Here is a 13985-nt window from a genome sequence, read left to right on the forward strand (position 1 = left end):
AAAGATGCCATTTTAGGCTGATTACTCTAAAAAATAACCCTATCGTTCATTCTGTTACTTCAAGAAGTGTTCTCTCAATGAGAGCTCTTTTTAAAAACTTTCACGGTTAGCTTCGTTGTTACCGGAAGCGGACCTTTTGCCCCTAACCCCTGGGGCTTTTTTCGTTATTGACCACGGAAAGCACGGTAAACGGTAAAACGCTTGTCTTCCCGCAAACGTTCGACGCGCCCAATATAGCGTTTTATCAGAGCCTCATAGGGTAGAAAACTGTTCGCCACCAGCCGCAACTCACCGCCAGGCTGCAAGTGTCGCTTCACGTCCTGAAGAAACTGTTCCGTCATGGAGGTATCGGTTTTTACACCGGTATGAAAGGGCGGATTGCTGATAATTCCCGACCAGAGGCCATCGATGCCGGAAAGGCCGTCAGACGCGAAAATCGTGCCTGCGGCGCTGTTACGCCGGTAGGTTTCCCTCGCGCAGATAACCGCCTGGGACTGAACATCAACACCGTCAACGCTGGCAACAGGCTTCCCCTCAGCGCTCTGGTGCGCCTGGGTCCAGGCACCAATAACGCCCGCGCCACAGGCAAAATCCAGTAACCGGTCACCGCAAACCGGCTGTTCTGCAAGCGTTTCCAGGAGCATCCGTGTTCCATCATCCAGGCCATTTTGGCTGAAGATACCCGGCAAGCCGGCAACGTCAATAGCTATTCCCGAACACTCGATTCTGTTCCAGCCCAACCAGTCCTGAACCCGGAATCCGGGTACAGGATTAATCGCCTCTGCACGCCAGACCTGGCAATGGCGTGCGCTATCTATCTTGGAAGCCTGCGGGGCAACGGCTTTAAGCTGTTTGATGGCGCCAGCAATGCCTTCCTTCTTTTCACCGATCAATATCATTCGGGCATTTTCAGCTGCCAGTGAACGCGCCAGTGCCAGGCGCATTTCCAGCTCGGCACGGGCCTTGGGTAAAAACACCACCACGCTGTCGTAGCTGCTATCTGCCAGCGCCGGGGCGTCATAACCAAAGCAGGCCTGCCAGTTTTCATGGCGTTCCAGCGCGTGGAAAACACCCGCGTGCTCACTCAAGGCAAGGCCACTAAAAGGAAGTTCTGACAGCAGATGTGCCGATGCGACACCCAGCAATGCTACCCGACCGGATAGCAGGTTACGGTTTCTGAGCAGTGCCTGATGAGAATTAGGTAAGCCGGAGCCGGATAAACTCTGCATGAGTTGAATAGTGCCGTTTTGCGGTGGAGACTAAGTTGTTTGCTGGCGACCCGAACGTACCGGGCGCACTATCAGCTCATCCAGACTGTTCTGCTTGATGGTTTCCCAGCTTTCAGCATCGGAAACCGATAAGCCCATATCCCGGAGTATGCCGTCTGCCACATCATACACGAAGCCGTGAACACTCAGACGCTGGCCGCGCTTCCAGGCTTCCTGAACAATATTGTTCTGGCACACATGCCCAACCTGTTCAACCACATTCAGTTCACACAACCGGTCAACCCGGTCAAGCTCACTGCCACATACGTCCAGTACGGGCTGATGACGATCACGTACGTCCTGCACATGCCTCAGCCAATTGCTTATCAAACCAAAGCCCTCGTTGCGAAGAGCCGCTCGGACACCACCGCAACCATAGTGACCAACCACAAGAATGTGCTTAACCTTGAGCACTTCTATGGCGAACTGCAATACAGACAGGCAATTGAAGTCTGTATGCACCACCACGTTCGCCACGTTCCTGTGGACGAACAGTTCGCCAGGCATCAGGTCAACTATCTGGTTCGCGGGCACACGACTGTCGGCACAACCAATCCACAGATATTCCGGCGCCTGCTGGTTCGACAGACGATGGAAAAACTGCGGGTCTTCGGCCTTGATGCTATCGGCCCAAGACCGGTTTTTTTCCAGCAGATGGTCAAGCTGACCCATTAAAAATCTCCAGTTCATGATTCCCGGTCAGGATTGAACGGGAATCAGGGCTCCAACGCAATACTCAGTTTGTCTGAATCATGTCATGAAGTTTTTTCCAACGGTCCGTCACTGTGGGGCTGATGCAGTGTGCTTTGTGCCAAATCAAGCAGCTCCCTGAGAGCCACGGAGAACATCGCGTATTCCGGCTCCCTTACACTTTTGAGTTCGAGCAGCATGGTTTTCCAGCGCTCGACCATGTGCTCGTGACGCTGCAGCCAACCCTCGACGCAAGCAGGCACATCTTCTGGCTTAGCTGCAAGATTGAGCACGCCACTGGTCAGGGCACGCTGTTGCCAGTCCAGATCCTCACGGAAGCTCTCCCGTGCCAGTGCCTGCCAATGCGATGCGGGCATGAGTTTGGCAATCGCGGAAGCAAACCAGTTCAGATCAAGACGGTCACCCAGCTCATAATACAAATTCGCCACGGTTTTCAGCGGCATGCCCGAGGCTTCTTGCGCCTCAATAATACCCAGTGACGAATACAGATATCCTGTACCGGACACGACGGACGCCAGTTCCGCCGGTAACCCGACGCCGACCAGCGCCTCGTTGCGTTTCTCCCAGTCACTGCGGGCCTGGTCACCCAGGTACTCCGGCAGGCCTGAGGTGATCGCCCAGACGCTATCAGCAAAGCGCTCCATATGGCTCTGGATGCTCAGCTCTGCCCGACGATTACGTAGCAACCAGCGCACAGAGCGGCGCATAAGGCGCATAAGGTCTCGCATCAAGTCCATCTGTAGTTGAGCCGGAATGTGGAAGTCGAGATCTTCAATCTTGTCCCACCAGTTATCAATCCGGAAGACGTCCCGCGTGATCAGCCATGCCAGCGCAATAGATGCGGCATCTGCCCCAGTGGACTGGTTCAGTCGCTCCACAAAGGTAATGCCCATATGGTTAACCATATCGTTGGCGACCTGCATGGCAATAATTTCCCTACGCAGCTGGTGGTCACCGAGCTCTTTCGAGAATTTCTTGGTCAGTTCCCGCGGGAACACTTTGTACATTTCACGGGCAAGCAGCGGATCATCCGGCAGGCTACTGTCGATCAAAGCCTGTTTCAGGTCCCCTTTGACATAGGAAATCAGAACCGACAACTCGGGCCGAGTCAGCCCTTTCTTGCTCAGCTTCCGCTCGGACAGGGTTTCATCATCGGGCAGGAATTCCAGCGACCTGTTAAGTTTCCCTTCACTCTCAAAGGTATTCATCAGCCGGCGATATTCCTCGAGGCGAGTTGCGACATCCTCGTTAGCAATGCTGATGGCCTGGGTTTGACGGTAATTGTTCTTGAGCACCAGCGCCGCCACATCGTCTGTCATCTCTTCCAGCATGACATTCCGCTGCTTGGACGTAAGGTCCCCCATGGCAACGGCGCGATTGAGCAGGATCTTCATATTGACTTCGTGGTCCGAGCAATCAACACCGCCAGAGTTGTCAATAAAGTCTGTATTCAGCCGCCCGCCCTTCAGGGCGAAATCAATGCGGCCCAACTGGGTCATACCCAGATTACCGCCCTCACCTACGATCTTGCAGCGCAGCTCTCCACCGTTGATACGCAGACCATCATTCGCCTTGTCTCCCACATCACTGTGGGATTCGCTGCTGCCTTTGATGTATGTACCGATGCCGCCAATCCAGAGCAGGTCAACCTGAGCTTTGAGGATGTGGGAGATCAGCATGTTCGGAGGTACACGATCAGAATTGATACCCAACAGCTTCTTGATTTCCGGGCTCACCGGAATGGATTTCGTGTTACGGCTGAATACGCCACCGCCTTTGGATATCAACTTGGTGTCGTAATCAGTCCAGGCTGAGCGAGGCTTTTCGAACAGGCGCTTGCGCTCTTTATAACTCCTGGCTGCATCCGGTGACGGGTCCACAAAGATGTGAATATGGTTAAATGCGGCCACCAGGCGGGTTTTTTCGGAGCTTAACAGACCATTGCCGAATACGTCCCCTGCCATATCGCCAATACCGATGGCAGTGAATTCGTCCTCAGCCGGGTTAACCCCCAGCTCACGGAAGTGGCGCTCAACAGAAACCCAGGCGCCGCGGGCGGTAATGCCCATCTTTTTATGGTCATAGCCATTGCTGCCACCAGAGGCAAAGGCGTCGCCCATCCAGAAATTATATTCTGCGGCAAGACCATTAGCGATATCAGAGAAGGTAGCCGTTCCTTTATCCGCAGCAACAACCAGGTAATGATCATCCGAATCGTGACGAACCACGCGTTCAGGGGGCTGGATACCCGCATCCACCAGGTTGTCGGTAATGTCGAGCAACCCCCGGATGAACGTCTTGTAGGCAGCAATACCTTCCGCCTGAAACGCTTCGCGATCCGAGGAGTCCGGAAGGCGCTTGGCCACAAAGCCACCTTTGGCGCCCACTGGAACGATCACAGCGTTCTTGACCTGCTGGGCCTTCACCAGGCCCAGAACTTCGGTGCGATAATCCTCAAAGCGATCCGACCAACGCAAACCGCCCCGTGCGACCTTGCCACCCCGCAAGTGAACGCCCTCAACCCTGGGCGAATACACGAATATCTCGTATACAGGTAACGGTAGCGGCATATCCGGAATTCCGGAAGGATCGAACTTCACACTGATATAAGGCTTGGGGCCGCCTACTTCGTCATACTGGTAGAAGTTAGTGCGCAGCGTCGCCTGCATCAGCTCCAGATAGAGGCGAAGCACACGGTCTTCACTGAGGTTTTCTACCTCCTCCAGTCCCGCATTGAATTCAATTTCCAGTTTCTGCTGGGCCGCCTGGCTTTTGCCCGCACTCTGATATCGATCCGGGTTGAAACGTACCTCGAAGTACTCCAGCAAAATCCGGGTAAGTTCAACATGGTTCACCAGTGTATTGGAGATGAACGTCTGGCTGTTTGAAAAGCGGATCTGGCGCATATAGCGGGCATAGGTGCGCAGCAATGCAATTTCCCGCCAGCTCATGTATGAGGAAACCAGCATGCGGTTGAAAGCGTCATTTTCCGCTTCGCCGTACCACACTCGATGGAACAGCTCCTCAAAAATAGGCCTTATCTGGTGGATATCCACCACTTTGCCGCTGTGAGCGTAGAGGGTGAAGTCGTGTATCCACACGGTTTTATTGTTGCGATCGGTTACTTCAAACGGATGTTCTCCCAAAACACGGAAACCGAGATTGTCGAAGATAGGCATCACATCGGAGAGCGGCAACTGCCCATCGGGGTAGAACAGCTTGAAATGCAGAGTGCTTTCGTCTTCTTCCAGCGCCCGGTAGAAGCTCATCATCAGGTCTTGGCGAGTCGAAGCCGCCGAAATATGTTCAAGATCTATAGCCGCCCGGCGCGCAGAGAACATCTCGGTGTAGCTCGCGGGAAAACCGGCGGCCCAAAGGCGATAGAGCTCATTACCTTGCTCCTCACCGTAGGTCTCGCTCAGGGAATCCGAAAGACCGTCGCGCCAAGACTGAGCCATCTCGATCACTTTTTCCCGTATTTCTGCAATTGGCAGCTTGCGGTTTTCGACCTGGGGAACACGGATAGTGAACTGGACCCGGGCCAGCACAGACTCCGAGAAGTGCGTAACAAACTCGATGTCTTCAGCTTCCAGCCTGTCCATGAGTACTTTTTCCACCTTCAGGCGAAGCTCGGTGTTATAGATATCCCTCGGGAAAAAGGCGAGACAGGTAACGAACTGGCCGTATACATCTTCGCGCATGAACAACTCGATACGGCGTCGCTCCTGTATGTACAGGATATTTTTTGCTACATCCAGCAACTCATCCTCGGCGATCTGAAACAGCTCGTCGCGAGGATAAAGTGTAAGAATCTGTTCCAGTTCCTTACCTGCGTAGTCCGCGCGCAGAAAGCCGGAGCGTTTCATGACATTCTGGAACTTGCGCTTGAGCAGTGGAATTTCGTCAGGGCGCTCATTGTAGGCACGAGCCGTGTATAGGCCCAGAAAGCGGCGTTCACCAACCACCTCGCCCTTCTTGTTGAACTTCTTGACGGCGATATAATCCGGGTAGGCAGGGCGGTGAACCCGCGAGCGCTGGGAGGACTTGGCGAAAATAAAGACATCATCGGCCCGCGTCATCTCCTGGCGCGTTCGCTGGGGCAGCTCATTGAGACGAACCCGGTCTGGCCGCTCGTTGTTTACGCGGAGAATGCCCAGCTCGGAATTTTCCACACGGCGAACCACCATGCCTGACTTGTCGCTGGCAAAGTCATACTCATCGTAGCCAAGAAAGGTGAAGTGATCCCGCATGAGCCAGCTCAGAAAGGCCTGCGCCTCTTCCTTTTGCTCGCTGTTGATGCCGGCAGTCGTATTATCCAGTTCTTTAATGGCCTGGCTGACCTTGTCGGTGACAACCGGGAAGTCCGAAACCGCGATTCTCACCTCGTGCAGAACGGTTTGCAGCGTCTGCTCCAGGTCTTTCAGGTCCTCCGGGCTGCTATGTCTGTCGATTTCAAGAACGATGAAAGCTTCATAAGCAGAGGCAGAATCGCTTTTTTTAGTCGCCAGCAATTTTTTGAGCTTGCCGGTATTGTCACGCTCTACCTGAAGTATGGAGTGCTGTATCGAGTGTGTTCCGATTTCGCGTTGGTTAACCGCAATACGCAGAGAATCAATCAGAAACGGTATATTCGGGTGCAGAATAAACACCACGGTATGAGTGGATTGCCACCCATCACTCTCCAGGTCCGGATTGAATACCGCGACAGGACTTTCCTCGGCGCTGCGTTTCTGCAGAAATTGCCAGGCTGCCAATGCTGCGCCGTAGGTATCGGAGAGCCGCCGCCTCATGAGCTCATCCAGTGGAATATGGGCGTAATGTTGTTTTACAAACTCGCTGATTTTCTTGGCTTCGGCCTTGGCGATTTTCCTGGAAAATTCTTCAGCCAAAAGCTCAAAAAACTGATCTTTGCTGGCCACTGTCAGCGCATTCATGGGCGACCTCAAATAGTGTGAAATAAACGTAATCGGGATATCGTGAGATAAGCATAGTCAAACCCTTGATTTTTGCCGGTCAGACACCAAAACTGCGGCAACTACTTACGCACGAGAGCAATCACTTCCAATGTCTTTACAGCATACGTTTGGCGAGTTACGAACACATTTAGCTAAAAGGATCATCGGGCAGGAGAAACTGGTTGACCGTCTTCTCATCGCACTACTTGCCGATGGACACCTTCTGGTAGAGGGTGCACCGGGACTGGCTAAAACCACAGCTATCAAGGCTCTGGCAGATCATCTGACCGGTGACTTTCATCGCATCCAGTTCACCCCGGACCTGCTGCCGTCAGATGTCACGGGCAGTGAAATTTACCGCGCGGAAACCGGGCTGTTCGAGTTCCAGCGCGGTCCGATTTTCCATAACCTGGTCCTGGCAGATGAAATCAACCGGGCACCGGCCAAAGTGCAATCAGCTTTGCTCGAGGCCATGGGTGAGCGCCAGGTCAGCGTAGGCATGCGCACCTTCCCGCTTGATCAGCCTTTTATGGTAATGGCAACCCAGAACCCCATCGAACAGGAGGGCACCTATCCCCTGCCCGAAGCCCAGCTTGACCGTTTCCTGATGCATGTGGTGATTGGTTATCCCTCCGCACAGGCGGAACAGGCTATTCTTCATCTGGCCAGAAACGACTATCGACAGGGCCAGCCCGCCGCTGATGTTCGCTTGACTGCCGATCAGGTATTTGAAGCCCGAACAGAAGTGGCGGACATCTTCATGGCCGAACCGGTTGAGCAGTATCTGTTGGCCCTGGTACTGGCAACCAGGGATCCGGGTGCACTCGACCCGGAGCTGGCACGCTGGACGGCCTTTGGTGCCAGCCCGCGAGGCACCATTGCTCTTGATCGCTGTGCCCGAGCGATGGCCTGGCTTGAAGGCAGGGACTATGTAACGCCCGATGACGTGCGAGCTGTGGCCTACGATGTGCTCCGACACCGCATTCTGCTTACCTTTGAAGCCGAGGCTGAAGGCGTAACTGCCGACACCGTGATAGAGCACCTGATTGCCCGTGTGCCAGTGAGCGCCTGAGGCTGGCTATGAACGCAACCGACAGTGATGCAATAACCAGCATCAGCCTGCAGGCACTCATCCGCCTGCAAGCTGATGCAAGAGCGTTGAAACTGCCATCGGCACGCCCGGCAAGAGCCCGGCAGACCGGCTTGCAGCAATCATCGCAACGTGGGCGTGGGATGGCATTTGCTGAAGTGCGGCTTTATCAGCCCGGGGATGACATCCGCAGCATCGACTGGCGTGTAACGGCCAGGCGTCAGGCACCCCACACCAAGCTTTATGAAGAAGAGCGAGAGCGCCCGGTACTGTTGCTGTGCGATCTTGGCCCCACCCTTTTCTTTGCCAGCACCGGTGCCTTCAAACAGGTACGCAGCGCCCAGCTTGCCGCCATCCTTGCCTGGCTAGCGCTTTCAGCAGGTGACCAGGTAGGCGGCATTGTTTTTAACGGAAACACTTTGACCGTCCAGCGCCCGGCACGGCGCAAGAAATCCGTACTGCGGCTGCTGGACACGCTTGCCAGCCAGCAACACACATCTTTGGATGGTTCAGCGCAAGACATCACCCTTGATATCGCCCTTGCCGAAGCTCGCAGGGTTGCTCATACCGGCAGCCGGATTTTTGTCATCAGCGACTTTCTTGGTATCTCGGAGAACACCACGTCCTTGCTTGGTGCGCTGGCTCGCCATAACAGCGTAAGTGCACTGCGGATTGTCGATCCGCTGGAGCAGGAGTTGCCGCAAAGTGGCCGGTTTGCCATTGCCGGAACCGAAGGCCCGGTCTGGTTTGATGCCTCCAACAAAAGCTTTCAACGAGCCTGGCAGGAAAAGATCACCCGTCATGAAGCTGCACTGGCAGAGTGCTTCCGTTTGTCTGGCGTGCGAGCAACCGATGTTTCAACCCGCGAGGCACCCGCTATAAGTCTTCAATCCATACTTGGGCCGGGAGGAAGGGTTGGATGATGCCGGATGATCCCCTGAGTCAACTCCGGGATATTCACCTGCCACAAACCGGAGGCTTCTGGCCGCCGGCGCCGGGCTGGTGGGTTCTGGCTTTTGCACTTTTTACCGCAATCGCGGCTCTGGCGTGGCTGGTGCATCGCCACCGGCGCCGGAACCGATGGCTGAAGCTGGCAAGAGCCGAGCTTGCCGATCTTGAGCGCACAGCATCAAAAGAATTAGTTTGGTTTACTCAGCTGAACACCCTGCTCAAGCGAATCGCAAGGGAGCGTTATCCGGAGGAGCACCCTGAAGCTCTGTCTGGAGAGCAGTGGGCTGCCTGCCTGTTACGCCACCTCCCCGATGGCCGGGTTTCAAATCAACCCGTTGTCGAAGCACTGGTAAACAGCCCCTGGCATCCAGAGCCCATGGCCGAGCCTGACCAGGCTCTGGCCTTTGCCCGAACCTGGCTGGAGGCTCAAAAATGCTGAGTCTCGCTTACCCCTGGCTCCTGCTGCTGATTCTGGCACCGATACTTCTGCAATGGCGAAAACCGGCTGCCCATACGGTAGATGCTCCGGTCCTCCCTGTTGGCCACTGGCTCTCGGACCTGCCAGGTGTAACCCGCCAGGGCAACGCTGTGCCTCGCTGGCAAACTCTCGTACTGCTACTTGTGTGGTCTTTACTCGTGCTGGCACTGGCAAGACCACAACATGTCGGCGAGCAAGTGCAAATGCCCATAACCGGACGCGACCTGATGTTGGTTGTGGACATTTCACCCAGCATGGAAGAACAGGATATGGTTCTTCAGGGCCGCAGCATTAACCGCCTGCAGGCCGTCAAAAAGGTACTGAACGAATTCATTGCCCGTCGGGAAGGCGATCGGCTTGGCCTGATACTATTCGGAACAGAGCCCTACGTTCAGGCGCCTCTTACATTTGATCTCGCAACACTCGAAACGCTTCTACAAGAGTCAGGCATTGGTATGGCCGGTCGTGCAACCGCCATTGGAGATGCCGTGGGTCTGGCCACCAAGCGTTTGAGAGACAGGCCCCAGGAGCAACGGGTCGTTGTGTTGCTCACGGATGGCGCCAACACCGCTGGAGAGATCTCGCCTGACAAAGCCACTGAGATAGCCGCTGCCACCAGCATTCGCCTCTACACCATTGGTATTGGCGCAGACTCAATGATCCAGCGAGGGCTTCTGGGCTCACGCAGGGTAAACCCTTCCAGAGATCTCGACGAAGGCCTGCTGACCCGAATGGCACAGCAAACAGGTGGTGAATATTTTCGCGCCCGCAGCCTGCCAGAGTTGGAGCTGATTTACGAAACCATCAACCAGCTGGAGCCCATCGAGTTGGAGGGCAAATCCTATCGCCCGGTTAGCGAACTGTTTTTCTGGCCAGCGGGCCTTGCTGCGTTGCTGTGGTTAAGCCTCTTCCTTTTCCGCCGCATCGCCGGCCGGCTGACCGGCGCCCGTCAGCCGACAGACGGGAGTGTAAACAATGGCTGACTTTCATTTCCTTCGGCCACTCTGGCTGCTGCTGTTGCTGGTTGCACCATTGCTTTATATGGTTTTGAAAAAGAAAAACTCCGGCGACAGCGGCTGGTCCGGCCGTATCCCCGAGCAATTTTTATCTCCGGTGATCCGGCGTTACGGCGGCGCTGCAAAAAATCATGGTTCCGCCCTTGTACCTGCAATCAGCGCAGTCGTTATCCTGGCAGTTGCGCTCGCAGGGCCCGCCTGGCGTGAAGCCCCCACACCCCTGAAAAAGCCGGGGGACAGTCTGGTGATAGCGCTCGACCTCTCTCTGTCCATGCTGGCCACAGATATAGAACCCGACCGACTTACCCGTGCAAAGCGCAAGATCCGCGATATTCTGGAAATCCGTGACGGCAGCCTCACCGGACTAGTGGTCTATTCGGGGGATGCAAATGTGGTAGCGCCACTGACCGATGACAGTAATACTCTTACTGGCATGCTCAATGTGCTCGACCCGATTATTATGCCGGCTCAGGGCAATCGTGCCGACCTGGCTGTTGTCAGAGCCCGGGACCTTCTGGATCAGGGCGCTCCCGGCAAAGGCCGTATTCTGCTGATTACCGATGGCGTGTCCGAACGCTACCTGGCACCCATCAGTAACACTCTGGCTGGCACAGGGTTCACCCTGAGCACGCTGGCGGTCGGCACTCGGGACGGCGGCCCTATTCCCCTTGCACGACGCGGCTTTATCCGCGACAAGGATAAGATCGTCATAACTCGAACTGACTTCGAGACGCTGGCGGAGCTTGCCCGCAACAACAATGGCACAAGCCATGAAATGACTCTGGATGATATCGATATAGCGGCACTGAGCCTCAGCCCCGAAGAATCAGACGAATGGCAGGACACAAACTCCGAGCTCACGATCGACCGTTGGAAAGACGACGGTTACTGGTTGTTATGGCTGGCACTGCCTTTATTACTGCTCGGATGGCGCCGAAGCGCGTTTACTGCGGTGGCCCTGGTACTCCTGCCAGCGATACCACAACCCGCAACAGCCATGGATTGGGGCGGCCTCTGGCAACGGGAGGATCAGAGGGCGGCGGAACTGATCTCAAAGGACCCGGCCACAGCGGCGAGCATGCTTGAATTACCCGAATGGCAAGGTTCTGCGCTTTACAGGGCTGAACGCTACGATGAAGCAGCGGAAGCTTTCTCCAGAGCGAACACCCCCCTCGCCCACTACAATCGTGGCAACGCTCTCGCCCGGGCCGGCAAACTGGAGGAAGCCCTCGAAGCCTATGACAGCGCTATCGATAGCAACCCGGAAATGGAAGACGCTCGCGTAAACCGACAGCTTGTGGAGGATCTCCTCGACCAGCAGAAACAGAACTCTGATCAGAATCAGAGCAGCAGCGATCAAAACTCTTCCGATTCCGACAACGATCTAGGCCAGCAGCAGGAACCCAATTCTGATTCATCCAGCAACAATCAGAACCAGAGCCAGGATCAGAGCCAACCTCAGAATTCTAGCGAAGAATCTGAGCAGCCCCCAAGTGATGATCAGACACAGGAGCACAGCGGCGAGCAGGAAGAATCTGGCGAGCAAGAGCCTGCCTCCGCAGAAGAAAGTAACGGGGAGAGCAATGACGCAGATGCCGGCAATGCAGAAGCAAAGGCACCGCCACCCCTATCCGAAACGCCTCTGACCCAGAGCCAGGAGCAATCGCTGCGACGAGTGCCAGACAACCCGGGCGGCCTTCTACAGCGGAAATTTCTGCAGCAATATCAGGAACGCCAGACACCATCTGATGAGGGCGATACACCATGGTAAAACGGTTCATCATGCCGACAATCTGGCTGCTAATGTTGATGATGCCTGGATTAACGGCACATGCGAGTGAACTCACCGTCGAACCAGACCGGACCCGACTCTACGAAGGCGAAGTCCTGACACTGACGGTAAAAGGCACCACAGAAATTGATATCAACCTGAGCAACCTTTTCGATTTTGACATCTCGAGCCTACCCTCACCAGATATTGAAAAGGTGTCTTCAGATTTTGAAATACTTGGCCGCAATCAGCAGTACAGCATTCGCACGATAAACGGCGACATGGTCGGAGAAATAACCTGGACGTACCAGCTTTCACCCAGATCAACCGGAGAGATCGTCATCCCGGCGCTTAGCTTCAAGGATTCCATATCCCGCCCGGTAACCATAGAAGTGGTCGACGGCAACCCTCCAGAGCAGGCGAACGCCAATCGGGACGTCTTCATTGAACTTGCGGCAGACAAGGCGGAAGTATACGTTCAGGAACAACTGATACTGACGGTGAGGCTGTTCTTCCGGGGCAACCTTATCCGTGGCGAGCTATCAGACCCCCAGCACCCTAATGCAATCATAGAAAGCCTGGGCAAGCAGCGCGAGCTTTCCAGTGAGCGTAATGGTGTCAGGTACAGGGTGGTAGAAAGACGCTATGCGCTATTCCCACAAAAACCCGGATCTCTGAACCTGCCCGCTATTCGTTTTGAAGGTCAGACCAGAGATCCTGATGGCTCACTCAGGTTTTTACGAGACAGTGCAGAACTGTTTGAGATTCCTGTTAAAGATGTACCGGCAGATTTCAGCGGCTCCACCTGGCTGCCAGCTACCAGCCTTAGCCTCGCAGAAGCAGGCATGCCGCCAACGCTGAACCTTAAAACCGGAGACAACCTCACGCGGACACTCAGCCTGCAAGCAAACGGCCTACCTTCGGAAGCCCTGCCTCCCTTGCCTGACTCTGTGCCGGATGGGCTGCGCAGCTATCCCGAGGAACCTCAGCGCAACACCAGCGTCGGCCCCGATGGTATTACCTCTACCCTCACGCAGACACGAGCCCTGGTTCCAGTGCAAGCTGGCAAACTCGTACTGCCGGCGATACGTGTTCCCTGGTGGGATACAGAATCCAACAGCGAAAAGGTCGCCGTAATCCCAGCCCAAACCCTGAATGTAACGGCTGCAGATGGCGCAGCTATACCATCTGCCCCCTCTACCGATAGCCAGAACACAGCAACGGAAATCGACAGAGAACTAGAGGCTATCGACATGAGCGCTGGGCCTGAAAACAGCAGGTTCTGGCAATGGGCAAGCATAGTACTCGCCGTAATCTGGGTTCTGACCCTGTTGGCCTGGTGGCGAACTCGCAGAATCCCACCCCGGGCACCGGACAACACTGGCTCTGCAGGTGCCGAGACCGAAGACGCTGTATTTGAACAATTACTCGATGCTGCACAGGAAGGCCGCGCGTCAACACCTGGGCTACTAGTACGCTGGGCAAACTTACGTTGGCCAGGCCATAATTTGCGCTCGGCAAAGGACATTTTTGCCGTTTGCCCAGCCGCAGACGTTGCGCAGGAGCTCGACCGGTTGCAGGCGCACCTGTTCAGCCGGAATCACTCAGGCGGCGAGAGAAGCAATAAAACGTGGGATGGTAGCGCCATGACAGACGCACTCAAAAAAGCCAGGAAGAAAGCGGGCAATACACCTTCAGAAGCAGGTTTGCCGCCACTCTACCCCGGCAACCTCTCGGTATAAGGG

The 13985-nt window shown here is 55.2% G+C and carries 9 protein-coding genes; 6 read left to right on the forward strand and 3 right to left on the reverse strand.

Annotation, left to right across the window (positions count from 1 at the left end; all coding sequences use genetic code 11):
* Window positions 1-164: 164 nt before the first annotated feature.
* The 3 genes from Q4501_RS01305 to Q4501_RS01315 all read right to left on the reverse strand — a co-directional run bounded on the left by Q4501_RS01305 (window position 165) and on the right by Q4501_RS01315 (window position 6913).
* Complete coding sequence (locus Q4501_RS01305) at window positions 165-1229, reverse strand: class I SAM-dependent methyltransferase (RefSeq protein WP_303593505.1); 1065 nt, start codon at window positions 1227-1229, stop codon at window positions 165-167.
* A gap of 30 nt (window positions 1230-1259) precedes the next feature.
* Window positions 1260-1940: a carbonate dehydratase gene (gene can, locus Q4501_RS01310; RefSeq protein ID WP_303593507.1), complete on the reverse strand. Its 681-nt coding sequence runs from the start codon at window positions 1938-1940 to the stop codon at window positions 1260-1262.
* An 83-nt stretch (window positions 1941-2023) separates the two neighbouring features.
* Entirely contained in the window at window positions 2024-6913 is a 4890-nt protein-coding gene (locus Q4501_RS01315) for an NAD-glutamate dehydrogenase (RefSeq protein ID WP_303593509.1), read from the reverse strand.
* Window positions 6914-7043: 130 nt separating this feature from the next.
* Between Q4501_RS01315 and Q4501_RS01320 the strand changes: the two genes are divergently transcribed.
* The 6 genes from Q4501_RS01320 to Q4501_RS01345 are packed head-to-tail and all read left to right on the forward strand — an operon-like array spanning window position 7044 to window position 13982.
* Window positions 7044-8006 (forward strand): MoxR family ATPase, encoded by a 963-nt coding sequence (locus tag Q4501_RS01320; RefSeq protein WP_303593511.1) that lies wholly within the window; start codon window positions 7044-7046, stop codon window positions 8004-8006.
* An 8-nt stretch (window positions 8007-8014) separates the two neighbouring features.
* A complete protein-coding gene (locus tag Q4501_RS01325; RefSeq protein WP_303593513.1) occupies window positions 8015-8947 on the forward strand; it encodes a DUF58 domain-containing protein in 933 nt (310 codons plus the stop codon).
* Window positions 8944-9414, forward strand: a complete 471-nt coding sequence (locus tag Q4501_RS01330) for a DUF4381 domain-containing protein (RefSeq protein ID WP_303593515.1) — start codon at window positions 8944-8946, stop codon at window positions 9412-9414. Before Q4501_RS01325 ends, Q4501_RS01330 begins: the two co-directional genes overlap by 4 nt.
* Window positions 9408-10436, forward strand: a complete 1029-nt coding sequence (locus Q4501_RS01335; RefSeq protein ID WP_303593516.1) for a VWA domain-containing protein — start codon at window positions 9408-9410, stop codon at window positions 10434-10436. Before Q4501_RS01330 ends, Q4501_RS01335 begins: the two co-directional genes overlap by 7 nt.
* On the forward strand, window positions 10429-12240 hold the full coding sequence (locus Q4501_RS01340) for a VWA domain-containing protein (protein WP_303593517.1): 1812 nt from the start codon (window positions 10429-10431) through the stop codon (window positions 12238-12240). The genes Q4501_RS01335 and Q4501_RS01340 overlap by 8 nt, the downstream gene beginning before the upstream one ends.
* Complete coding sequence (locus Q4501_RS01345) at window positions 12234-13982, forward strand: BatD family protein (protein WP_303593519.1); 1749 nt, start codon at window positions 12234-12236, stop codon at window positions 13980-13982. The genes Q4501_RS01340 and Q4501_RS01345 overlap by 7 nt, the downstream gene beginning before the upstream one ends.
* Window positions 13983-13985 lie beyond the last annotated feature (3 nt).

The organism is Marinobacter sp. 2_MG-2023, assembly GCF_030546935.1.
GTDB lineage: Bacteria > Pseudomonadota > Gammaproteobacteria > Pseudomonadales > Oleiphilaceae > Marinobacter.